The sequence below is a fragment of the Stutzerimonas nosocomialis genome (genome assembly GCF_005876855.1).
Classification (GTDB): Bacteria; Pseudomonadota; Gammaproteobacteria; order Pseudomonadales; family Pseudomonadaceae; genus Stutzerimonas; species Stutzerimonas nosocomialis.
The window spans coordinates 55,321-78,218 of sequence record NZ_QLAE01000023.1; the positions used below are offsets into that span (position 1 = coordinate 55,321).

Here is a 22,898-nt window from a genome sequence, read left to right on the forward strand (position 1 = left end):
ATATCTCGACACGCGGGCCGCGCTCTGCTAGCCGGTACCCCGGTTTTAGCGCCATGCAGGCCCTTCGTTCAGGGGGCGATGCAGGCCTGTTTTCAAGCGTGCATCCGGCGCAGCCCTTTGAGCTGGGGGGCTGCAGCCCGAGCGCTGGCTTCGGAGGTGCTGCCTATAGTCGATTTTTGAAGCGTTGCAAGTGAAAAACGGCAAAAGATCCGATAGCGAGAAACAATTCATGCCGAACGGTGAAAATGTGATGCCTGCACGCGTCTGGCCCGGTGGATCTCGAGGGTTTTTCAGGGCCCGCCTCGGGTCTGGCCGCCTCGACGCGTGTTTCCGGTATCCGTAAGCCTTGGTTAATCCTAGCTGCTTCATGCAAGCTTGCAGCCCTTTGTATCCATGCCGTTCGGCGGCCATTTCGTCTCGTTCACCAATGACTGACAGCCCCACCAAACCCTGGTTCGTCTACCTGGTGCGTGCCGCCAACGGCGCGCTCTACTGCGGCATCAGCGACGATGCGCAGCGCCGCTTCGCCGAGCACCGGCGTGGGCGAGGGGCGCGTTTCTTCCATTCCAGCCCGGCCGTCGCGCTGGTGTATGTGGAGCCTTGCGCGAGCAAGGGCGATGCGCTGCGGCGCGAGCATGCGATCAAGCAGCTGCGCAAGTCGGCGAAGGAGGCGCTGGTGTCCGCCGCCGACCCCGTCCCGCTGAATGATCCGGTAATCGCCTGAGGCGATAGGCCAGGGCCCGCGGGACCGGTAAGCTGCCCGTCCAACAAGAAAATCGCGGAGCCCGTCATGCACGACCTGATCCTGCACCACTATCCGACGTCGCCGTTCGCCGAAAAGGCCCGTCTCATGCTCGGTTTCAAGCAGCTGTCCTGGCGCTCGGTCACCATTCCTCCCGTAATGCCCAAGCCGGACCTGACGGCCTTGACCGGCGGCTATCGGCGGACCCCTGTCCTGCAGGTGGGTGCCGATATCTACTGCGACACGGCGATGATCGCGCGGCGCCTGGAAGCGGAGAAGGCCACCCCGGCGCTGTTCCCCGAAGGACAGGAGTTCGTCGTCGCGCAGCTGGCCCAGTGGGCCGATTCGACGCTCTTTCTCACGGCGGTCAGCCTGGTGTTCCAGCCCGAGTCGATGGCGGCGCGTTTCGCCAAGGCGCCGGCCGAGTTCGTGCAGGCCTTCAGCAAGGACCGTGCGGCGCTGTTCAGCGGCGGCAACGTCAGCAAGGTGCCGCTCGAGCAGGCCAGGCATCAGTGGCCGACCCTGATGGGCCGGCTCGAGCAGCAGCTGTCACGCAGCGCCGGTGAATTCCTGCTCGGTGCGCCATCGCTCGCCGATATCGCCGTGGCGCATTGCCTGTGGTTCCTCAAGGGCAACAGCGTGACTTCGCCGCTGGTCGACGACTATCCGCACATCGCGGCCTGGCTTGGACGGGTTTTGAGCGTCGGGCATGGCTCGTTCAGCGAGCTTTCGTCGGGCGAGGCGGTCGAGGTGGCGCGCGAGGCGACGCCCGCCGACCTGCCGGCCGGCGGGTTCCGTGACCCCAACGGCTTCGTCCCGGGGCAGGCGGTGTCCATCGCCGCGGTGGACTACGGGGTCGATCCGGTCGAGGGCGAACTGGTCTATGGCGACGCCGAAACCCTGGTGCTGCGCCGGGAAGACACGCGGGCGGGAACACTGCACGTGCACTTCCCGCGTAACGGCTACCGGATCGAAGCCCGGTGAGCCGGAGGCGGGCCGCCGTTGTGCGGCCCGTCCGCCCTCAGAGCATGAGGGCGATGACCAGCAGCACAACGCCCAGGACCAGCCGGTAGATCACGAACGGCAGCATGCCGAGCTTGTCCAGCGCGGCGAGGAACAGCTTGATGCAGAGGAACGCCGATACGAACGACAGGCCGGCGCCCCAGGCGACGTCTGCCCATTGGGCGTCGGTGCCGGTTTGCGCCAGTTCCACCGCCTTGAGACCGCCCGCGGCGAGGATCAGGGGAATCGACAGCAGGAAGGAGAAGCGCGCCGCCGCCTGGCGGGTGAAGCCCAGCAGCAGCGCGGCGGTCATGGTGATGCCCGAGCGGGAGGTGCCGGGGATCAGCGCCAGGGCCTGGGCGATGCCGATCAGCAGCGCACGTTTCCAGGTCAGCTGGTCCAGTTCGACGACCCGCTTGCCGTGCACGTCCGCCCACCAGAGCAGCAGGCCGAACACGATGGTGGTCGCCGCGATCACCAGCATCGAGCGGGTGTAGGTCTCGATGTAGTTCTCCAGCAGGGCGCCGGTCAGGCCCGCCGGGAGGGTGCCGATGATGATCGCCCAGCCGAGCCGGCTTTCGGGACTCGCCTGTTGCTTGAAGACGTGCCGGCACCAGCCGCGCGTGGTGGTGGCGACCTCATGGCGGAACGCGATGAGCACCGCCAGCAGCGTGCCGACGTGTACCGCCACGTCGAAGGCCTGGCCCTGATCCGGCCAGCCGAGGACCTGGGAAGGCAGGATCAGATGAGCAGAAGAGGAGACCGGGATGAATTCGGTGATGCCCTGGAGCAGGGACAGAACCACGAGGTGAAGCCAATCCATTGAATATCCTTACCGTTTTCGGGACGGGCCAGCCGGCGCCAGGCCATGTGACTTGAAAACGGTTTCATTTATCCGTGCGAGCTTGCCTTTTTGCGCTCCGTTCAGCGATTCGACAGCTCGCGTCGGGGTTCCGGCGCGCGTTTGGCTAGTCCTTGCGGCGCTTGAGCTGGTCGACGAGCTGGGTCGGCAGCTGGCGGATGATCAGCATGTCGCGCGCTTCGTCGTATTCGATCTTCGAGCCCAGCAGGTGCGCCTCGAAACTGATCGACAGGCCTTCGGCGCGGCCGGTGAAGCGGCGAAACTGGTTGAGCGTGCGCTTGTCCGGCGGAATCTCCGGGGACAGGCCGTAGTCCTTGTTGCGGATGTGCTCGTAGAACGCCCTCGGGCGCTCCTCGTCGATGACGCCGGAGAGTTCTTCGAGGGTCATGGGCTCGCCGAGCTTGGCCTGGGTGCTGGCGTAATCCATCAGCGCGGTGGTCTTCTTCCGCGCCTGTTCCTCGGGCAGGTCCTCGCTTTCGACGAAATCGCTGAAGGCCTTGAGCAGGGTCCGGGTTTCGCCGGGCGCGTCGACGCCTTCCTGACAGCCGATGAAATCGCGGAAGTACTCCGAGACCTTCTTGCCGTTCTTGCCCTTGATGAAGGAAATGTACTGCTTGGACTGGCGGTTGTTCTGCCATTCGGAGAGGTTGATCCGTGCCGCCAGATGCAGCTGGCTCAGGTCCAGGTGCTTGGCCGGCGCCACCTCCAGGGATTCGGTGACCGTCACGCCCTCGCTGTGGTGCAGCAGGGCGATGGCCAGGTAGTCCGTCATGCCCTGCTGGTAGTGGGCGAACAGCACGTGGCCGCCGGTGGAGAGATTCGATTCCTCCATCAGCTTCTGCAGGTGCTCGACCGCCTGGCGGCTGAACGCGGTGAAATCCTGCGCGCCTTCGAGGTACTGGCCGAGCCAGCCACTGAACGGGTAGGCCCCCGACTCGCTGTGAAAATGGCCCCACGCCTTGCCCTGCTTGGCGTTGTAGCTCTCGTTGAGGTCCGCCAGCAGGTTTTCCATCGCCTGGGAGTCGTCCAGCTCGCTGTCGCGGGCATGCAGCACGGCGGGCGTGCCGTCGGGTTTCTTCTCGATCAGGTGGACGATGCAGTGGCGAATCGGCATGGAATCTACTCGTATGGCAGGGCCGCCCGGGGCGGGTCGTCAAGCCGCGCAGTGTACCTCAGCGATCCCGTCGCTGGGGTGCGGGCGCTCGTCCGGGGGCGTGGAAAAGACAATCGGATGGACGGTGGTGCGGCGGGTCGGCCCGTGCCTTCAATCCGGCTGGAGGCCAGGTATCATGCGGCCTTCGGGATGTCGGAGCAGGCGCCTCGCGATGTCGGATTGCCATGCATGGCCGCCTTGGGGAAGGCCGGCTTCAGGGCCGTTTCGGCACGTCTGGCACGATTCGTGGAATCAAATCGCGCCGCTTCGCTCAAAGCTTCGAATGTCGGGTACTCATGGCCGGATCGCGGGTTAGGCGATCGGCTGCTGCATGGGCGGCCCGAGTGTTGTCGCAGAACTGTCACCAATAACGAGTAAAACGCTGCCGCATGCAGTGTTTGGAGTAAGTCGAACCATGTCCACCCTCACCGAACTCGCCCAGCAAATCGCCAAGCTCTACCCGCTCAAGGACAAGACGGTCGGTAAGCGATACCGCGTCGTGGGCGAGCTGGCCGGTATGACCGAACTCGAAGAGATCAACGGCGACCCGCGTTATATCCAGACGCTGGCCCTCAAGGACAAGCAGCTCTGGGACGTGGCGGTCTGACCGCCGCGTCGTTCTAGTCCCGCCGCTGGCGCCAGGCGCTGCGACTTTCCCGGTCGAGGTAGGTCCAGGCGACGAAGCGGCTCTGCTTCTGGCCCTGGGCCATCGGCTGCACTTCGACGCGCTCGACGCCCAGTCGCTTCAGGCGCGCCAGCAGGGGCGGAACGTTGCCGCCTTTCGATACCAGCGTACTGAACCAGCACACCTGCCCGGCGAAGGCCTGGCTCTCCTGCGCCAGGCGCGCGATGAAGGCCGCCTCGCCGCCTTCGCACCAGAGTTCGGCCGCCTGCCCGCCGAAATTCAGCACCGGCAGCTTGCGCTTGGGGTCGAGCTTGCCCAGGTTGCGCCACTTGCGCTGGCTGCCCTGGGTCGCCTCCTGGGCCGAGGCGTGAAAGGGCGGGTTGCAGAGGCTGACGTCGAAGCGGTCGGTCTCGCGCACGATGCCCTCGAAGACCTTTCGTGGGTCCGTCTGCCGACGCAGGCCAATGGACTTTTCCAGGCCATTGGCCTTGATCACGGTTTCGGCGGCGGCCAGGGCGACCGCATCGATGTCCGACCCGACGAAGCGCCAGCCGTATTCGTGCAGGCCGATCAGCGGATAGATGCAGTTGGCTCCGGTGCCCACGTCCAGGACCCTGACCGCGGTGCCGCGGGGAATCGTGTCCTCGTTGTCTCCGGCCAGCAGATCGGCCACGCCATGCAGGTAGTCGGCGCGGCCCGGCACCGGCGGGCAGAGGTAGCCCGGCGGAATGTCCCAGTGCTCGATGCCGTAGAACTGCTTGAGCAAGGCGCGATTGAACACCCGCACCGCGGCGGGATCGGCGAAGTCGATGCTCTGCTTGCCGTACGGATTGATCACGACGAACTCGGCCAGCGCGGGGCAGCCTGCGATCAGCGCGGTGAAGTCGTAGCGCCCGCTGTGGCGGTTGCGCGGGTGCAGCGCCGGAGCGGGCGCGACCGAGGGCGAGTGGGGTTTCTGGTTGGAAGGCATGGCGGGCAGGGCAGGTGGACCGGCGCCCATTGTCCCATAACTTCGGCGCGTGCGGCGGGCGCTCAGCGATACCCGAGCACGTCGCGGATGCGCGGCAGGTTGCGCTCGACCCAAGCGCGATCGATGGCGCCCCAGTCACGTATGCGGTAATGGCCGGCGTTGTGGCGCTCGCCGTCGTCCTGCTCGAAGACGCATTCGATATCCAGCTCGCCCAGCGCCGCGAGCGTGTCCTGGGCGGTACGTCGCGGCATGCCGGTGCTGGCCATCAGCGCCGGCACGCTGGTGGCGGTGCCGCTGTCGATCAGCCAGGCGAGGTAAAGGCGGCGGTAGAAGCTGGTTCGGGTCTTGCTCGCGTTCATCGTTTCGTCGCTCATGACAGTGCCAGCATGCCCAGGTAGGTCGCCGCTCCGGCCGAATAGCCGAGGAACGCCAGCAGGCTGACGCGCTTGATGTACCAGATGAAGCTGATCTTCTCCATGCCCATGGCGGCTACGCCTGCGGCCGAGCCGATGATCAGCGTGCTGCCACCGGTGCCGGCGCAGTAGGCGAGCATTTCCCAGAAGGTGCCGTCGACCACGAACTGCGACAGCCAGCCGGTCTGCTCCGCGGCGGCGCCGTCGAGCATCGCCGGGCTCACCAGCGGGTACATCTTCATCGCGCCGGCCACCAGCGGCACGTTGTCGACCACCGCCGAGAGCAGCCCGATCGCGTAGTTGATCGCGTAGATGTTGCCGAACGCCCATTCCAGGCCGCGGGCCACCTGGGTCAGGTGGCCCGCGGTGGCCAGCGCCGAGACGGCCAGCAGGATGCCGAGGAAGAACAGCACGCTCGGCGTGTCGACCTTGCGCAGCACGCCGACGACCGACAGCGGATGCTTGTCCTCGTCGTTCTTGCCTCGATGGATGATCTCGGTGGCCAGCCACAGCACGCCGAGGCCGAACAGGATGCCCATGTACGGCGGCAGGTGGGTCACCGTCTTGAACACCGGCACGAACATCAGCGCGCCGATGCCCAGCGTCAGCACGAGGTTGCGCTCGAAGGCCGTCGTCGGGCTGCGCTCTTCGGCCAGGTGTGCCCGTGGCCGTGGCCGGGGCGCTTCGCCATTGAGACGAAAGCTCAGTACCGTCAGCGGCACCAGCAGGCAGACCAGGCTTGGCAGGAACAGCGAGGTGATCACGCCGGTCGCGCTGATCTGGCTGCCGATCCAGAGCATGGTGGTGGTGACGTCGCCGATCGGCGACCAGGCGCCACCGGCATTCGCGGCGATCACCACGACGCCGACGTACAGCCAGCGTTCGGGCCGGCCGCGCACCAGTTTGCGCAGCAGCGACACCATCACGATGGTGGTGGTCAGGTTGTCCAGCGCCGCGGAAAGGAAGAACGTCAGGAAGCCGATGATCCACAGCAGGTGAACGCGCTTGCGTGTCTGGATGCGGTCGGTGATGGCCTTGAATCCCTCATGGGAATCGATCAGCTCGACGATGGTCATCGCGCCGAGCAGGAAGAACAGGATCTCGGAAATCTCGCCGAGATGGTGACGCAGCGCCTCGATCACCACGGCCGAGCCCTCATGCCCGCCATGCCCGTCCTGGGCCAGCAACGGCAGGATGTGGTCCGCGCCCAGGACCAGGATGGTCCAGGTCAGCACGGCGGTGAGGATCGCCGAGGCGGCCTTGTCGATCTTGAGGGGGTGCTCCAGTGCGATGCACAGGTAGCCGATGACGAACACCACAGCCATTAACAGGTACATCAAAGCGCTCCATTCTTTTCGTGCCCGTCGGCCTGGCGAGGCAGGACAGCGTAGCGGGATCACGGCTGGCCATCAGCCGCAACCCCGCGCGCGTCGTGCCGCGCCGGGTCGTGGTGCCTGCATCGATGCGGCAGGTCGTAGTCAAGGTGCAGCACGGCCCGGGCGCGGGGTGCCCGGGCGTTCGGCGTTACAGCGTCGCCATGCGCTCGCGCTGTTCGCGCAGCTTGCCCAGCGCCAGTTCCGCCTCGGCGAGCTTGGCGCGTTCCTTCTCGATGACGTCCGCCGGCGCCTTGGCGACGAAGCCCTGGTTGCCGAGCTTGCCGCCGACGCGCTTGACCTCGCCGTCCAGGCGGCCGATCTCCTTGTCCAGGCGCGCCAGTTCGGCGTCCTTGTCGATCAGGCCGGCCATCGGCACCAGCACTTCCATCTCGCCGACCAGCGCGGTGGCGGCCATGGGCGCTTCTTCCCCGGCAGCCAGTGCGCGCACCGATTCGAGCTTGGCGAGCTTCTTGAGCAACGGCTCGTTCTCGGTCAGGCGGCGCTGGTCTTCGGCGCTGGCATTGGCCAGCAGCACGTCGATGCGCTTGGCCATGGATATGTTCATCTCGCCGCGAATCTGCCGCAAACCGAGCATGAAGGTCTTGACCCAGCCGATGTCGGCCTCGGCCGCCGCATCGATACGGCTGTCGTCGGCCACCGGCCAGGGCTGCAGCATCAGGGTTTCGCCGTGCTTGCCGGCCTGGGCCTTGATGCGCTGCCAGATCTCTTCGGTGATGAAGGGCATGAACGGATGGGCCAGGCGCAGGGCGACCTCCAGCACGCGGATCAGCGTGCGGCGGGTGCCGCGCTGGCGTTCGACGGACGCGTTCTCGTCCCACAGCACCGGCTTGACCAGCTCCAGATACCAGGCGCAGTACTCGTCCCAGACGAATTCGTAGAGGGCCTGGGCCGCCAGGTCGAAACGGAAGGCATCGAGATGGCGGGTGACGTCGGCCTCGGTGCGCTGCAGCGCGGAGATGATCCAGCGATCGACCGAGGACAGCTCCACGGGCTCGTCGTTGACCCCGCAGTCCTTGCCGTCGGTGTTCTCCAGCACGAAGTTGGTGGCGTTCCACAGCTTGTTGCAGAAGTTGCGGTAGCCCTCGACGCGGCCCATGTCGAACTTGATGTCGCGGCCGGTGGAGGCCAGCGAGCAGAAGGTGAAGCGCAGGGCATCGGTGCCATAGCTGGCGATGCCTTCGGGGAATTCTGCCCGGGTCTGCTTGGCGATCTTCTCGGCGAGCTTGGGCTGCATCATGCCGCTGGTGCGTTTTTCCAGCAGCGCGTCGAGGGTGATGCCGTCGACGATGTCCAGCGGGTCGAGCACGTTGCCCTTGGACTTGGACATCTTCTGGCCCTGGCCGTCGCGCACCAGGCCGTGCACGTAGACGGTCTTGAACGGGATCTGCCCGGTCAGGTGAGTCGAGAGCATGATCATCCGGGCGACCCAGAAGAAGATGATGTCGAAGCCGGTGACCAGCACGTCGGTGGGGTGGAAAGTCTTCAGCGCCTCGGTCTGCTCGGGCCAGCCGAGGGTGGAGAAGGTCCACAGGCCGGAGCTGAACCAGGTATCGAGCACGTCGTCGTCCTGGCGCAGGGCGAGGTCGCCGAGACCGTGCTTGGCGCGCACCTCGGCCTCATCGCGGCCGACGTAGACGTTGCCGGCGTCGTCGTACCAGGCCGGGATGCGGTGGCCCCACCAGAGCTGGCGGCTGATGCACCAGTCCTGGATGTCGCGCATCCAGCTGAAGTACATGTTCTCGTACTGCTTGGGCACGAACTGGATCTGCCCGCTCTCCACCGCGGCGATGGCCTTCTCGGCCAGCGGCTTGGTGGAGACGTACCACTGGTCGGTGAGCCAGGGTTCGATCACGGTGCCGGAGCGGTCGCCCTTCGGAACCTTGAGGGCATGGTCGTCGATCTTCTCGAGCAGGCCGGCCGCCTCGAAGGCCGCGACGATCCGCTTGCGCGCCTCGAAGCGATCGAGGCCTGCATACTCGGCCGGCAGGCTGGCATCGATCTCGCTGTTGAGGCTGCCGTCGAGGTTGAACACCTGGCCGGCGGCGAGCACGGCGGCATTCTTGTCGAAGATGTTGATCAGCGGCAGGCCGTGGCGCTTGCCCACTTCGTAGTCGTTGAAGTCGTGCGCCGGGGTGATCTTGACGCAGCCGGTGCCGAATTCGGGGTCGCAGTAGTCGTCGCCGACGATCGGGATGCGCCGGCCCACCAGCGGCAGTTCGACGTAGCTGCCGATCAGCGCCTTGTAGCGCTCGTCCTCGGGATGAACCGCCACGGCGGCGTCGCCGAGCATGGTTTCCGGACGGGTGGTGGCGACGATCAGGTAATCCTTGCCATCGGCGGTCCGTTTGCCGTCGGCCAGCGGATAGCGCAGGTTCCACAGCGAGCCTTTCTCGTCGTGGCTTTCCACTTCCAGGTCGGAAATGGCGGTGTGCAGCTTGGTGTCCCAGTTGACCAGACGCTTGCCGCGATAGATCAGCCCGTCTTCATGCAGGCGCACGAAGGCTTCCTTGACCGCTTCGGACAGGCCCTCGTCCATGGTGAAGCGCTCGCGCGACCAGTCCACCGAGGAGCCGAGCCGGCGGATCTGGCGGCTGATGTTGCCGCCCGATTGCGCCTTCCATTCCCAGACCTTCTCCAGGAATTTCTCCCGACCCAGGTCATGCCGGCTCAGGCCCTGCGCGCCGATCTGCCGCTCCACCAGCATCTGCGTGGCGATGCCGGCATGGTCGGTGCCCGGCTGCCACAGGGTGTTTCGGCCCTGCATGCGGCGGAAGCGGATCAGCGCATCCATGATGGCGTTGTTGAAGCCGTGGCCCATGTGCAGGCTGCCGGTGACGTTCGGCGGCGGGATCATGATGGTGTAGGGCTCGCCGGCCCCTTGGGGGGCGAAGTAATTGTTCTGCTCCCAGGTCTGGTACCAGGAAGTCTCGATGGCGTGCGGCTGGTAGGTCTTGTCCATGGGGCGGGACCCTTAAAACGGCTGATCAGGGAAAACCGGAGAGTATAAAGGCAAAACGCCGATCGGAGGATCGGCTAGAGGCAGGTCGGCGCGGCGGGAAGTCGCCCGTCAGTATTTGCGGGTCTGGATCAGCCCTTCCAGGCGGCGTTTGAGTTCAGCCTCGATCTGTGGGACGAAATCGTCGATGACGTCCTGCAGGATCAGGTTGGCCGCGGCGCGCAGTTCGCTGTCGAGCTTGCGCTCGGCGGACGTTCGTTGCCCGGGCTGCTGCGACGACGGGTGGGCCGGAGGGTGGCCGGGTGCCGGCGCTGCCGGCGGCATTCGATCGGAGGCGGGGGCGACGACCTCGGAAAGCAGCGGGATCGCAGCCGGGTCCAGGGTCGTTTCCGGCGAGTCGGCGTCGGGAAAATCGTCGCCGAGCAGGGCGCGGATCGACTCCAGGTCGTCCAGCAGGTGCGAGGGCTTTTTCGGAGTGTCAGCCATGGTGCAGGGTAGTCCGCGATCGCGTCTTAGAGTTCAACACGCTTTGGATCATAGCCGCGCTGGCGATACAGGCGAAAGTTGTCCCGGCAGACGGTCAGTAGCTCCGGCGCCTGGTTGACGATCTCGATCACCCGGCTGAAGCGGTCGACGTGGGGCGACAGGGTCGGGTCGAGGTTGACCAGCAGCCCCTGCGAAGCCTCTGGAGACTGGTCGCGACCGATCACCACGGGGGAGGTCGGATTCTCGTCATGCAGGTCGTGGGGAATGAAGCTCTCGGCGCGAAAGCGCCAGAGCAGCTCGTCCATCTCCCGGCACTGCGCCTCGTCGACGCAACGGATGAACACCGACATGCCGTGACGCCAGCCCTTGGCCGCGAGGGTGCAGGCCGCCCGCAGGCGGCCGGCCGTGTCGGCGCTCGGCAGTACGTAGAATTCGACCCGGGTCATGAACCGCCAGCCTGGTCGAGCCGGCGGGGCAGGGGCGTGCCTGGCATCAGCCGGCCCGGTCGAGCAGGTACTGGGTCAGCAGCGGCACCGGACGACCGGTGCCGCCTTTTTCCTTGCCGCCGCTGGTCCAGGCGGTGCCGGCGATGTCCAGGTGGGCCCAGGCGTACTGCTTGGCGAAGCGGGAGAGGAAGCAGCCGGCGGTGATGGTGCCCGCCTTCGGTCCGCCGATGTTGGCGAAGTCGGCGAACGGGCTGTCGAGCTGCTCCTGGTATTCCTCGAACAGCGGAAGCTGCCAGGCACGGTCATCGGCGCGCTCGCCGGCGGACAGCAGCTGGCGGATCAGCTCGTCGTTGTTGCCCATCAGGCCGGAGGTGTTGCTGCCCAGGGCGACGATGCAGGCGCCGGTCAGGGTGGCGACATCGATGACCGCCTGCGGCTGGAAGCGCTCGGCATAGGTCAGGGTGTCGCACAGCACCAGGCGCCCTTCGGCGTCGGTGTTGAGGATCTCGACGGTCTGGCCGCTCATGGTGGTGACGATGTCGCCCGGTCGGGTGGCGCGACCGCTGGGCATGTTCTCGGCGCAGGCGAGCAGGCCGACCACGTTGATCGGCAGCTGCAGCTCGAGCAGGGTGCGGAAGGTCCCGAGCACGCTGGCGGCGCCGCACATGTCGTATTTCATTTCGTCCATGTTGGGCGAAGGCTTGATGCTGATGCCGCCGGTGTCGAAAGTGATGCCCTTGCCGACCAGGGCGTAGGGCTTGTCGCCCTTCTTGCCGCCGTTGTATTGCAGCACGATCAGGCGTGGCGGCTGCTCGCTGCCCTGGGAAACCGCCAGGAAGGCGCCGGCACCCAGCGCGCGCAGCTTGTTCTCGTCGAGGATCTCGACCTTGAGTCCCTTGTAGGCTTTGCCGAGCTGCCTGGCTTCCTCGGCCATGAAGCTCGGGTGGCAGACGTTGGGCGGCAGGTTGCCGAGGTCGCGCGCGTAGGCCATGCCGGCGGCGATCGCCGCGCCCTGGGCTGCGGCGCGCTCGACGCTCGCCTGGTCGGTCTTGTGGCAGAGCAGGGTGATCTTGCCCAGCGACGAGGGTTCGGCCTTCTTGCTCTTGTAGCGGTCGAAGACGTAGCGGCCGTCGGCGAGCACTTCGACCAGCAGGCGGGCGGTGGCGTAGGCGTCCCGGCCGTCGATCAGGACCCCTTGCAGCGCCAGGGTCGCATCCGCACCGCCCAGCCCCTTGAGGACCGAAAGCACGGCGCCGGCGACCTTGCGCCACTGACGGGCGTTGAGCTCGGATTCGTTGCCGATTCCGACCAGCAGCACGCGCTCGGCCTTGATACCGGGCAGACTGTGCAGCAGCAGCGTCTGTCCGACCTTGCCCTGCAGGTCGCCGCGCTTGAGGATCGTCGTGAGGGCGCCACCGCTCGCGGTGTCCACGGCCTGCGCGGTCTCGCCCAGTGCGAGGCCTTCGCTGACCGGCAACACCAGCGTGGCGGTTTTCAGGGTTGAGGCTTTGGCGCTTTTGACAACGAATTCCATGGTGTGGAGTCCCCAAGACAAAGAGTCGGGTTTGCAGGATAATGCCGGCTATTTTCCGGTGGTTCGTCTGCGGGCGGGCCGGCAATGGCGGCTAGTTTGAGCGTACCCGCCTGAGCCTGACAACCCTGGAGTTTCTGGTTTGATCGTCTTTCGTTACCTGTCTCGTGAAGTCCTGATCACCATGAGCGCCGTCAGCGCCGTGCTGCTGGTGATCATCATGAGTGGCCGTTTCATCAAGTACCTCGCCCAGGCCGCGCAGGGCCTGCTCGACCCCGGCGTGCTGTTCCTGATCATGGGGTTCCGTCTTCCCGGCTTCCTGCAGCTGATCCTTCCCCTGGGGTTGTTCCTCGGCATTCTCCTGGCCTACGGACGCCTGTATCTGGAAAGCGAGATGACGGTGCTGTCGGCCACCGGCATGAGTCAGCAGCGGCTGATGGCCTATAGCCTCGCGCCCGCCGCGGTGGTGGCGCTGCTGGTCGGCTGGCTGAGCCTCGGGCTCGCGCCGCAGGGGGTGACCGAGGTCGCGCGGATTCTCAATCAGCAGGAGTCGCTGACCGAGTTCGATACGCTGGTGCCCGGCCGTTTCCAGACCATGCGCCGCGGCAGTCGGGTGACCTACACCCGGGAGCTGTCCCAGGACCGCAGCGAGCTGGCGGGCGTCTTCATGTCCGAGACCAATACCTCCAGCCAGAGCGGCGCCGATCGCGGCGTCTCGGTGGTGGTGGCCGAGCGGGGGCGCCAGGAAATCCAGCCGGACGGCAGCCGCTACCTGATCCTGGAAAACGGTTTTCGCTACGACGGCAATCCGGGACAGGCCAATTACCGGGCCATCGAGTACGAGACCTACGGCGTCTTGCTGCCGCGCCCGGAGGTCAGCCTCGAGATCAGCGATCGCGAAGCCATTCCGACCCATGAGCTGTTCGGCAGCGACAGCCTGCGCCACCAGTCCGAGCTGCAATGGCGCCTTTCGCTGCCGCTGCTGGTGTTCGTCGTGACGCTGCTGGCGGTGCCGCTGTCGCGGGTCAATCCGCGGCAGGGACGATTCCTCAAGCTGCTGCCCGCGATCCTTCTTTATATGACCTACCTTGCGTTGCTCATCGCCGCCCGCGGCTCGCTCGACAAGGGGCGCATCCCGCCGGCCCTGGGCTTGTGGTGGGTTCACGTCCTGTTCCTTGGAATCGGCCTGCTGATGCTGTACTGGGAGCCCTTGCGCCTGAACATGAAGCGCCGTCGTGCCGGGAGCCTTGCCCATGACTAAGCTCGATCGCTATATCGGTCGTCATGTGTTCGTGGCGATCCTGGCCGTGCTGGGGATCATCGTCGGGCTTGCCCTGCTGTTCGCGTTCATCGACGAGCTGGGCGACATCGAAGGCAGCTACGGCCTGTTCGACGCCTTGCAGTACGTGTTCATGACGGCGCCGCGTCGCTTGTACGAGATGCTGCCGATGGCTGCGCTGATCGGCTGTCTGATCGGCCTCGGCACGCTGGCCAGCAGCAGCGAGCTGACCATCATGCGCGCGGCGGGTGTCTCCCTCGGGCGCATCGTCTGGGCGGTGATGAAGCCGATGCTGGTGCTGCTGATGGTGGGCGTGCTGGTCGGTGAATACGTCGCGCCCTGGAGCGAGGATGCCGCCCAGGCGCGTCGCGCGATGGCTCAGGGCGGTGGTGAGGCGCAGAGCAGCAAGCGCGGGTTATGGCACCGCCAGGGCGACGAGTTCGTCCATGTCAACGCGGTCCAGCCCAATGGCGTGCTGTTCGGCGTGACCCGCTACCGTTTCGATGGCGAGCGGCACCTGCTGTCGGCGAGCTTTGCGCGTCGGGCCGATTACCAGGGCGACCACTGGCAGCTGAAGGATATCTCCACCACGCATTTCCGTGGCGAGCGCACCGAGGTGGAGCAGACCGACGAGGCCCGCTGGGACGTGCAGCTGACGCCGCAGCTGCTGGGGACCGTGATCATGGAGCCCGACGCGCTGTCGATCACCGGTCTGTGGCGCTATATCCATTACCTGGGCGACCAGGGGATGAACAATGCGCGCTACTGGCTGGCGTTCTGGGGCAAGGTGCTGCAGCCGCTGGTCACCGTCGCGCTGGTGCTGATGGCGATCTCCTTCATCTTCGGGCCGCTGCGCTCGGTCACCCTCGGTCAGCGGATCTTCACCGGCGTGGTGGTCGGATTCGTCTTCCGCATCGTTCAGGATCTGCTCGGGCCGGCCAGCCAGGTGTTCGGCTTCTCGCCGTTGCTGGCCGTGGTATTGCCCGCCGCGATCTGTGCATTGGCGGGGCTGCTTCTGCTGCGGCGGGCGGGCTAGGGTAGCGTCATTTCTTCTTGTGGATGTTCTTCGGAAGCTGGACCACCTGGCTTTCGGAGTAGATGTCGTGCCAGGTGCGCTTTTGCTTGTCCCACAGCATCCACCAGTAGCCGAGCCCGAAAAACAGCCACGAGCCGATCGCGACGAGGAAGCGCAGCAGCGCCTGCCAGAGCCCGATGGCGCTGTCGTCCGCGTTCTGTATCCGCACGCCCCACACCTGCATGCCGAGCGTCTGGCCGTTATGGGTCCAGAACTTGGCGAAGAAGCCGAACAGACTGAAGAACAGCAGGGTCGAGAGCAGGGGGTCGATGTCCAGGGCGCCGCTCTCGGACAGTGCCTGCAGCTGTTCGCTGCCATACAGCAATCGCAGCACGATCTGCTGGTAGGCGAGCGTCACGACCATCAATAGCGCGATGGAGAGGAAGCTGTCGTAGAGGATGGCGGCCAGGCGGCGCCAGAGGCTGGCGGGCGGAAAGGGGCCCTGGGGGGATAGCAGGTGATTGCGCATTTCGGCTCCGATGGAAAAGGCAGCCGGCATTCTACGGAATTCCGCCCACAAAAAAGCCCCTGATGTTTCCATCAGGGGCTTTCGACAAGCGGCAAGGCTTAGCCCAGGATTTGAACCTGGTCAGCCTGCATGCCCTTCTGTCCTTGTACAGCGATGAAGCTGACCTTCTGGCCTTCTTTCAGGCTCTTGAAGCCATTGCCTTCGATCGCGCGGAAGTGCACGAACAGATCCGGACCGCTCTCAGGAGTGATGAAACCAAAACCTTTCTCGTCGTTAAACCACTTGACGGTACCGTTCTGACGATTCGACATGTCTTTGTATCCTTGAAACTCAAAAGTTGAATTGCCCCGGCATATAGATGCAGGAAGCTGGAACTGGTTGCAAAGAGTAAGAGAAGTCGAGCGGGATGTAGCGGATCTGAAGATCTACTGCATCAGGTCACGATTCAACAGCGACCCATGCAAACACAGTGGGCACACTCTACGCTAACTCACCAGGGAATGCCAACCCCTCGGAGTCATGAAAGTTGAGTGTGCAGGACCCATGCCTGCGCATTGCTGTGTCGGCGAAGATCGCCGTGTTGCGGTCGCGTTTCTGTGACGAGGATGTGGCGGCTGCCGTTCATCTGTCATGGCGCCTGCGCCATGGCTCGTCTAGAGCCTGGGTCCGTGCGGATCCAGTATTCGATGATGCTGCTTCGGCGGGCCGGCGCTCGTAGCGGAGCGGCAGGCGGTATCGAGTGCCGAAGAGTCGCCTGGCAGCCTGTTGGAGTTGGTTTGGCTGGCCAGGAAAGGACGCGGATACTACAGCGTCGAATGCCGACGTGCAATGGCAAGACGCCAATAATCGGAACGAGTCGACACAGTGTCGCTGGCACAAAAAAACCGGCCAGGCCGGTTTTCCTGTCGGCGGCTTGCTTGCCGCCTGATGTCGTGGTGCCTCGGGAGAGACTCGAACTCTCACTCTGTCGCCAGAAACGGATTTTGAATCCGCCGCGTCTACCGATTCCGCCACCGAGGCACGATGGGCGCGCAGTATAGGGATGCCGGTCGGGACGGTCAATCGGGCCGGCGTGGTCAGGGGGCCTCCGTTTCGGATAAGCTTTGCGCCCCCTGAAAGCAGCCCAATGACTCCATGCACGTCGCCGATTTTTCCTTCGAACTTCCCGAGTCGCTGATCGCCCGCCATCCGCTTGCCGAGCGCCGCGGCAGCAGGCTGTTGCAGCTCGATGGCGAGACCGGGCGGATCGAGCACGGCCGCTTCGCGGATATTCTCCAGCACCTGCGTGCCGGCGACCTGATGGTGTTCAACAACACCCGGGTGATTCCGGCGCGCCTGTTCGGTCACAAGGCCTCGGGCGGCAAACTAGAGGTGCTGGTCGAGCGGGTGCTGGATGAGCATCGGGTCCTGGCGCACGTGCGCTCGAGCAAGTCGCCCAAGCCCGGCTCGTCGATTCTGCTCGACGGCGGTGGCGAGGCGCGGATGCTGGCGCGCCACGATGCGCTGTTCGAGCTCGAGTTTTCCGAACCCGTGTTGCCGTTGCTCGAACGCATCGGCCACATGCCATTGCCACCTTATATAGATCGCCCCGACGAGGCGGCCGATCGCGAGCGCTACCAGACCGTCTATGCCGAGCGCGCCGGTGCGGTGGCCGCGCCGACGGCGGGGCTGCATTTCGACGAGCCGCTGCTGCAGGCGATCCGGGACAAGGGCGTGTCGATCGCCTTCGTCACCCTCCACGTCGGGGCCGGAACCTTTCAGCCGGTACGGGTCGAGCGGATCGAGGAACACCACATGCACCGCGAGTGGCTGGAAGTCGACCAGCAGGTGGTCGATGCCGTCGCGGCTTGCCGTGAACGCGGCGGGCGGGTGGTGGCGGTCGGCACCACCAGCGTCCGCTCCCTGGAGAGCGCGGCGCGTGATGGCACGCTCAAGCCGTTCCGGGGTGACACCGACATCTTCATCTATCCAGGCAAGGCCTTTCATGTGGTCGATGCGCTGGTGACGAATTTCCATCTGCCCGAGTCCACGTTGCTGATGCTGGTCTCGGCGTTCGCCGGATACCCGGAGACCATGGCTGCCTACAAGGAAGCCGTGGAGCAGGGCTACCGTTTCTTCAGTTACGGTGATGCGATGTTCATCACCCGCAATCCCGCGCCGCGCGGACCCGAGGATCGCCCATGAGTCGTACCTGCCACATGACCTTCGAAGTGCTCGCCAGCGAAGGGCGCGCACGTCGCGGTCGACTGACCTTTCCGCGCGGCACGGTGGAAACGCCCGCGTTCATGCCCGTCGGCACCTACGGCACCGTCAAGGGCATGCTGCCGCGCGACATCGAGGCGATCGGCGCGCAGATCATTCTGGGCAACACCTTCCACCTGTGGTTGCGTCCGGGGACCGAGGTCATTCGCCGGCATGGCGACCTGCATGACTTCATGCAGTGGAAAGGCCCGATCCTGACCGATTCCGGCGGTTTCCAGGTGTTCAGCCTGGGTGCGATGCGCAAGATCAAGGAAGAGGGCGTGTACTTTTCCTCGCCGGTGGACGGTGCCAAGGTGTTCATGGGGCCCGAGGAGTCGATGCAGGTGCAGCGCGACCTGGGCTCCGACATCGTGATGATCTTCGACGAATGCACGCCCTATCCGGCGGACGAGGAAGTCGCGCGGCGCTCGATGGAGCTTTCGCTGCGCTGGGCGGCGCGCTCCAAGGCGGCCCATGGCGACAGCCCCTCCGCGTTGTTCGGCATCGTTCAGGGCGGGATGCACGAATCGCTGCGCATGCGCTCGCTCGAGGGGCTTTGCGAGATCGGTTTCGACGGCCTCGCCATCGGCGGCCTCTCGGTGGGCGAGCCCAAGGAAGAAATGATCCGCGTGCTCGACTTCCTGCCGCAGCACATGCCGGCAGACAAACCGCGTTACCTGATGGGAGTAGGCAAGCCCGAGGATCTGGTGGAAGGTGTGCGCCGCGGCGTCGACATGTTCGATTGCGTGATGCCGACCCGCAATGCGCGAAACGGCCACCTGTTCGTCGACGACGGCGTGATCAAGATCCGCAACGCGGTGCACAAGCACGATGAGTCGCCGCTGGACCCGACCTGTGACTGCTACACCTGCCAGAATTTCACCTGCGCCTATCTCTATCATCTGGACAAGTGCGGTGAAATGCTCGGCAGCATGCTCAATACCATTCACAATTTGCGGCATTACCAGCGATTGATGGCCGGTTTACGCGACGCCATCCAAAAGGGTACATTGGCTGCCTTTGTCGACACCTTCTATGCCAAGCGCGGACTGCCAACCCCGCCGCTTGGATGATTTTTTACCACTACGTCCCTGCAACAGGAGTGCTACATGAGCTTTCTGATTCCCGCCGCCCATGCCCAGGAGGCCGCCGGCCCCGCTGGTACCGGTTTCGAGTGGGTCTTCCTGATCGGTTTTCTGGTCATCTTCTACCTGATGATCTGGCGTCCCCAGGCCAAGCGCGCCAAAGAGCACAAGAACCTGATCGGCGGCCTGCAGAAGGGTGACGAAGTGGTCACCTCCGGCGGTATCGCAGGTCGCGTCGCCAAGGTTGCGGACGATTTCGTGGTGCTGGAAGTGTCCGATACCGTCGAACTGAAGATCCAGAAGGTCGCGATCGCCGCCACCTTGCCCAAGGGCACCCTGAAGGCGATCTGAGTTCCTTCGTTCATACCTATCGACGGGGCGCGCAAGGCGCCCCGCGTTCATTAAACGGGCTGCGTCATGCTCAATAGATTCCCCCTCTGGAAATACCTGCTGATACTGGCAGTGCTCGCGGTCGCTTTCGTTTATTCCGCGCCCAACCTCTATCCCGATGACCCCGCGATCCAGATCACCGGTTCGACCGCCGCGCTGCAGGTCGAGCAGGCCGACCTCGATCGTGCCCGTACCGCGCTCGAACAGGCCGGTATCGCAGTCAAGTCCGCCGAGCAGGCGGAGCAGGGGCGCGGTGGACTGCTGCGCCTGGAGCGCCAGAGCGATCAGCTGCCGGCCAAGGACATCGTCCGCCGCGCGCTCGGCGACCAGTACGTGGTCGCGCTGAACCTGGCTCCCACCACGCCGGACTGGCTGCGCAATCTTGGCGCATCGCCGATGAAGCTCGGTCTGGACCTGTCGGGCGGTGTGCACTTCCTGCTCGAAGTGGACATGGACAAGGCCATCGAAACGCGCCTCAACGTCTCCGACGGTGAGGTCAAGGCGCTGCTGCGCCAGGAGCGCGTGCGCTATCGCAGCCTGCCCAACCAGGGCAACTCGCTGCAGCTGGGCTTTGCCGATCAGCAGACGCTGGCCACGGCCCAGGCGCTGGTCCGCAAGAATTTCGGCGATTTCGAATTGAGTACCAGCGAGCGTGGCGGACAGCAGGTGCTGCGCCTGACCATGACCGAGGCCAAGCTGGCTGAAATCCGCGAATACTCGATCCGTCAGAACCTCACCACCGTGCGCAACCGTGTCAACGAGCTGGGCGTCGCCGAGCCGCTGGTGCAGCGCCAGGGCGCCAACCGCATCGTGGTCGAGCTGCCGGGCGTGCAGGACACCGCGGAAGCCAAGCGCATCCTGGGCAAGACGGCTAACCTCGAGTTCCGTCTCGCGGCAGAGCCGGATGCGCCGCGCGCGGCCACCGAAAGCTTCAACTTCCGCCAGGAAGGTCGTCCGCCGGTGCCGCTGGAGCGCACCCTGATCATCACCGGTGACCAGGTCACCGACGCCCAGGCCAGCTACGACGAAAACGGTCGGCCGCAGGTGAACATTCGCCTCGACGGGCACGGCGGCGAGCTGATGAACCGGGCCACCCGCAACAACGTCGGCCGCAGCATGGCGGTGATCTTCATCGAGCAAAGGCCGGTGACGCGCTATGTGCGCCAGACGGTCGACGGTGTCGAGCAGGAGGTGCAGATCCAGGGCTTCCAGGAAGAGAAGCAGATCATCAGCCTGGCGACCATCCAGTCGCCGCTGGGCAGCCAGTTCCGCATCACCGGCCTCGACGGGCAGGGTGAGTCGTCCGAGCTGGCCCTGCTGCTGCGCGCCGGTGGCCTGGCTGCGCCGATGTACTTCGCCGAAGAGCGCACCATCGGCCCGAGCCTGGGCGCCGAGAACATCCAGCTGGGTATCAAGGCTGCCATCTGGGGCTTCGTGCTGGTGGCGGTGTTCATCACGCTGATCTACAAGTTCTTCGGCGTGCTGGCCACCCTGGCGCTGATGTTCAACATGGTCGTGCTGCTGGCGGCGATGTCGATGCTCGGGGCTACCCTGACCCTTCCCGGTATCGCCGGTATCGTGTTGACCATGGGTATGGCGGTCGACGCCAACGTGCTGATCTTCTCCCGGATCAGGGAGGAGATCGGTAACGGCATGTCGATCCAGCGCGCCATCCACGAGGGCTTCGATCGAGCCTTTTCGGCGATTCTCGACGGCAACCTGACCACGCTGCTGGTGGGTGGCATTCTCTTCGCGATGGGCACCGGCCCGGTCAAGGGCTTCGCCGTCACGCTGTCGCTCGGCATCCTGACGTCGATGTTCACCGCGATCATCGTGACGCGCGGCATGGTCAACCTGATCTATGGTGGCCGCGATCTCAAGAAGCTTTGGATTTAAGGTGCTGCCACGATGAAGCGTGTAATCAATTTCATGGCGATCCGCCATTTGGCGTTCGCACTGACCCTGTTGCTGACCGTGGTTGCGTTGGGCAGCCTGATCTTCAAGGGGCTGAACTTCGGTCTGGATTTCACCGGCGGTACCCTGATCGAGCTGGGTTACGAGAAACCGGTAGCCCTCGATCAGGTGCGCTCGCAGCTCGGTGCGGCGGGTTATACCGACGCGGTGGTGCAGAGTTTCGGCGCCACCACCGACGTACTGGTGCGCATGCCGGGCGACGATCCGCAGCTGGGCGCCCAGGTGGCCCAGGCGCTGCAGGCGAGCGATGCCGACAATCCGGCCACGGTCAAACGGGTCGAGTTCGTCGGGCCTGCCGTGGGTGAGGAGCTGCGCGACCAGGGCGGTCTGGGCATGTTGCTGGCCCTGGGCGGCATCCTGGTTTACGTGGCGTTTCGCTTCCAGTGGAAGTTCGGTTTCGGCGCGGTCGTCTCGCTGTTCCATGACGTGGCGGTCGTACTGGGCGTGTTCGCGTTCTTCCAGATTCCGTTCGACCTGACGGTGCTGGCGGCGGTGCTGGCGGTGATCGGCTACTCGCTCAACGACACCATCGTGGTGTTCGACCGGATCCGCGAGAACTTCCGCATGCTGCGCAAGGCCGATCTGATCGAGAACATCAACATCTCTACCACTCAGACGTTGTTGCGAACCCTCGCGACCTCGATCTCCACGCTCATCGCGGTGGGTGCGTTGATGATCTTCGGTGGCGAGAACCTCTGGGGCTTCTCGCTCGCGCTGTTCATCGGCGTGGGTGCCGGTACCTACTCGTCGGTCTACGTGGCCAGCACGCTGCTGGTCTGGCTGAAACTGACCCGCGACGACCTGATCCCGCCGGTCGCCGAGGAAGTGGACGAGCGCCCCTGATCGGATCTCCTGAACTTTCCGGGCCTTGCCGAGTCAAAGGCCCGGATTACGGGCGAGGCCCGCAGGAGAGGACGTTGCAGTGAATAAATCCATGGTTGTCGGTGCGGTTCTGGGTGCTGTAGTGGTGACGGCCGGTGGTGCGTTCGCCACCTACAGCCTGATGGATCGAGGCCCTCAGTTCGCCGAAGTGGTCGAGGTGCAGCCGGTCAAGGAAACCCTCAAGACGCCTCGCGAGGTCTGCAAGGACGTCACCGTGACGCGCCAGCGTCCGGTGCAGGATCAGCACAAGATCGCCGGTACGGTCATCGGCGCGGTCGCAGGCGGTCTGCTCGGTAATCAGGTCGGTGGCGGTAGCGGCAAGAAAATCGCCACCGTCGCCGGAGCTGCGGCTGGCGGTTATGCCGGCAACAAGGTGCAGGGCAACATGCAGGCGAACGACACCTACACCACCACCGAGACCCGCTGCGACACGGTTACCGACGTGAGCGAGAAGATCGTTGGCTACGACGTGAAGTACAACCTCGGCGGCCAGATCGGCCAGGTGCGCATGGATCGTGATCCCGGCGCACAGATTCCCGTCAAGGATGGCCAGCTGGTGCTGGTGCAGCAATAAGTCTTTCGCAGACGAAGAAGCGCCCCGCGGGGCGCTTTTTTTTATGCGCTGATTTCGGCGAGGCGAGTATGGTCGCGTGGGTTTCACCGCCCTACAGGCTGCGAAGCAGAACGCGGTGCGCGGCCACGAAGGGGTGAGGCTTGCCGAATAACCTGGGACGCAGTCCCTGGTGAGAGTCCGGCGGCAATAAAAAAAGCCCTGGGTTTTCACCTGGGGCTTCGAATTTGGCTCCGCGACCTGGACTCGACTGCGAAGCAGAACGCGCTTCAGCGCGGCCCCGAAGGGGTGAGGCTTGCTGAATAACCGGGGACGTAGTCCCTGGTGAGAGTCCGGGTGGCAATAAAAA

General features: G+C 64.9%; 22 protein-coding genes and 1 tRNA gene. 11 read left to right on the forward strand and 12 right to left on the reverse strand.

Features of this window, described 5'->3' with window-relative positions:
- Positions 1-427: 427 nt before the first annotated feature.
- Both DN824_RS14830 and DN824_RS14835 read left to right on the forward strand, forming a co-directional pair.
- Entirely contained in the window at positions 428-724 is a 297-nt protein-coding gene (locus DN824_RS14830) for a GIY-YIG nuclease family protein (protein WP_138409183.1), read from the forward strand.
- Positions 725-790: 66 nt separating this feature from the next.
- Positions 791-1,726: a glutathione S-transferase family protein gene (locus tag DN824_RS14835; protein ID WP_138409184.1), complete on the forward strand. Its 936-nt coding sequence runs from the start codon at positions 791-793 to the stop codon at positions 1,724-1,726.
- Between the two features lie 37 nt (positions 1,727-1,763).
- On the opposite strand, the gene DN824_RS14840 is transcribed toward DN824_RS14835, so the two are convergent.
- On the reverse strand, positions 1,764-2,567 hold the full coding sequence (locus DN824_RS14840; protein ID WP_138409185.1) for an undecaprenyl-diphosphate phosphatase: 804 nt from the start codon (positions 2,565-2,567) through the stop codon (positions 1,764-1,766).
- A gap of 145 nt (positions 2,568-2,712) precedes the next feature.
- Positions 2,713-3,720, reverse strand: a complete 1,008-nt coding sequence (yejK, locus tag DN824_RS14845; RefSeq protein ID WP_138409186.1) for a nucleoid-associated protein YejK — start codon at positions 3,718-3,720, stop codon at positions 2,713-2,715.
- 454 nt (positions 3,721-4,174) lie between these two features.
- On the opposite strand from yejK, the gene DN824_RS14850 reads away from it, so the two are divergent.
- On the forward strand, positions 4,175-4,366 hold the full coding sequence (locus DN824_RS14850) for a hypothetical protein (RefSeq protein ID WP_138409187.1): 192 nt from the start codon (positions 4,175-4,177) through the stop codon (positions 4,364-4,366).
- A 13-nt stretch (positions 4,367-4,379) separates the two neighbouring features.
- Here the strand turns inward: DN824_RS14850 and rlmF are convergent, their stop codons facing one another.
- From rlmF to DN824_RS14885, 7 genes are all read right to left on the reverse strand, one after another.
- Positions 4,380-5,354, reverse strand: a complete 975-nt coding sequence (gene rlmF, locus DN824_RS14855) for a 23S rRNA (adenine(1618)-N(6))-methyltransferase RlmF (RefSeq protein ID WP_138409188.1) — start codon at positions 5,352-5,354, stop codon at positions 4,380-4,382.
- Positions 5,355-5,416: 62 nt separating this feature from the next.
- On the reverse strand, positions 5,417-5,713 hold the full coding sequence (locus DN824_RS14860; protein ID WP_138409203.1) for a winged helix-turn-helix domain-containing protein: 297 nt from the start codon (positions 5,711-5,713) through the stop codon (positions 5,417-5,419).
- A gap of 11 nt (positions 5,714-5,724) precedes the next feature.
- Positions 5,725-7,104 carry a sodium:proton antiporter NhaD gene (nhaD, locus tag DN824_RS14865; protein WP_138409189.1) on the reverse strand — a complete coding sequence of 460 codons (1,380 nt, stop codon included), beginning with the start codon at positions 7,102-7,104 and terminating at the stop codon, positions 5,725-5,727.
- A 187-nt stretch (positions 7,105-7,291) separates the two neighbouring features.
- Entirely contained in the window at positions 7,292-10,123 is a 2,832-nt protein-coding gene (locus tag DN824_RS14870; RefSeq protein WP_138409190.1) for a valine--tRNA ligase, read from the reverse strand.
- Between the two features lie 108 nt (positions 10,124-10,231).
- A complete protein-coding gene (locus tag DN824_RS14875; protein WP_138409191.1) occupies positions 10,232-10,606 on the reverse strand; it encodes a DNA polymerase III subunit chi in 375 nt (124 codons plus the stop codon).
- A 26-nt stretch (positions 10,607-10,632) separates the two neighbouring features.
- Positions 10,633-11,052 (reverse strand): DNA polymerase III subunit chi, encoded by a 420-nt coding sequence (locus DN824_RS14880; protein ID WP_138409192.1) that lies wholly within the window; start codon positions 11,050-11,052, stop codon positions 10,633-10,635.
- A 46-nt stretch (positions 11,053-11,098) separates the two neighbouring features.
- Positions 11,099-12,586, reverse strand: coding sequence for a leucyl aminopeptidase (locus tag DN824_RS14885; protein WP_138409193.1), 1,488 nt, complete (start codon positions 12,584-12,586; stop codon positions 11,099-11,101).
- A gap of 139 nt (positions 12,587-12,725) precedes the next feature.
- Here DN824_RS14885 and lptF point away from each other — a divergent pair, with 139 nt between their 5' ends.
- Both lptF and lptG read left to right on the forward strand, forming a co-directional pair.
- Entirely contained in the window at positions 12,726-13,844 is a 1,119-nt protein-coding gene (gene lptF, locus DN824_RS14890; protein ID WP_138409194.1) for an LPS export ABC transporter permease LptF, read from the forward strand.
- Entirely contained in the window at positions 13,837-14,898 is a 1,062-nt protein-coding gene (gene lptG, locus DN824_RS14895; protein WP_138409195.1) for an LPS export ABC transporter permease LptG, read from the forward strand. The genes lptF and lptG overlap by 8 nt, the downstream gene beginning before the upstream one ends.
- Positions 14,899-14,905: 7 nt before the next feature.
- On the opposite strand, the gene DN824_RS14900 is transcribed toward lptG, so the two are convergent.
- The 3 genes from DN824_RS14900 to DN824_RS14910 form a co-directional block, all read right to left on the reverse strand.
- A complete protein-coding gene (locus tag DN824_RS14900) occupies positions 14,906-15,406 on the reverse strand; it encodes an RDD family protein (protein ID WP_138409196.1) in 501 nt (166 codons plus the stop codon).
- A 98-nt stretch (positions 15,407-15,504) separates the two neighbouring features.
- Positions 15,505-15,717, reverse strand: coding sequence for a cold-shock protein (locus tag DN824_RS14905; protein WP_003246255.1), 213 nt, complete (start codon positions 15,715-15,717; stop codon positions 15,505-15,507).
- 622 nt (positions 15,718-16,339) lie between these two features.
- Positions 16,340-16,426, reverse strand: a tRNA-Leu gene (locus DN824_RS14910).
- Positions 16,427-16,540: 114 nt separating this feature from the next.
- Between DN824_RS14910 and queA the strand changes: the two genes are divergently transcribed.
- The 6 genes from queA (at position 16,541) to DN824_RS14940 (ending at position 22,552) form a co-directional block, all read left to right on the forward strand.
- Entirely contained in the window at positions 16,541-17,590 is a 1,050-nt protein-coding gene (gene queA / locus DN824_RS14915; RefSeq protein ID WP_138409197.1) for a tRNA preQ1(34) S-adenosylmethionine ribosyltransferase-isomerase QueA, read from the forward strand.
- A 14-nt stretch (positions 17,591-17,604) separates the two neighbouring features.
- Entirely contained in the window at positions 17,605-18,720 is a 1,116-nt protein-coding gene (tgt, locus tag DN824_RS14920; protein ID WP_174236523.1) for a tRNA guanosine(34) transglycosylase Tgt, read from the forward strand.
- 36 nt (positions 18,721-18,756) lie between these two features.
- Positions 18,757-19,083, forward strand: coding sequence for a preprotein translocase subunit YajC (gene yajC, locus DN824_RS14925; protein ID WP_138409199.1), 327 nt, complete (start codon positions 18,757-18,759; stop codon positions 19,081-19,083).
- 66 nt (positions 19,084-19,149) lie between these two features.
- Complete coding sequence (gene secD / locus DN824_RS14930; RefSeq protein ID WP_138409200.1) at positions 19,150-21,018, forward strand: protein translocase subunit SecD; 1,869 nt, start codon at positions 19,150-19,152, stop codon at positions 21,016-21,018.
- A gap of 12 nt (positions 21,019-21,030) precedes the next feature.
- Positions 21,031-21,939: a protein translocase subunit SecF gene (gene secF / locus DN824_RS14935; RefSeq protein ID WP_138409201.1), complete on the forward strand. Its 909-nt coding sequence runs from the start codon at positions 21,031-21,033 to the stop codon at positions 21,937-21,939.
- Between the two features lie 79 nt (positions 21,940-22,018).
- On the forward strand, positions 22,019-22,552 hold the full coding sequence (locus DN824_RS14940; RefSeq protein ID WP_138409202.1) for a glycine zipper 2TM domain-containing protein: 534 nt from the start codon (positions 22,019-22,021) through the stop codon (positions 22,550-22,552).
- Positions 22,553-22,898: the final 346 nt, after the last annotated feature.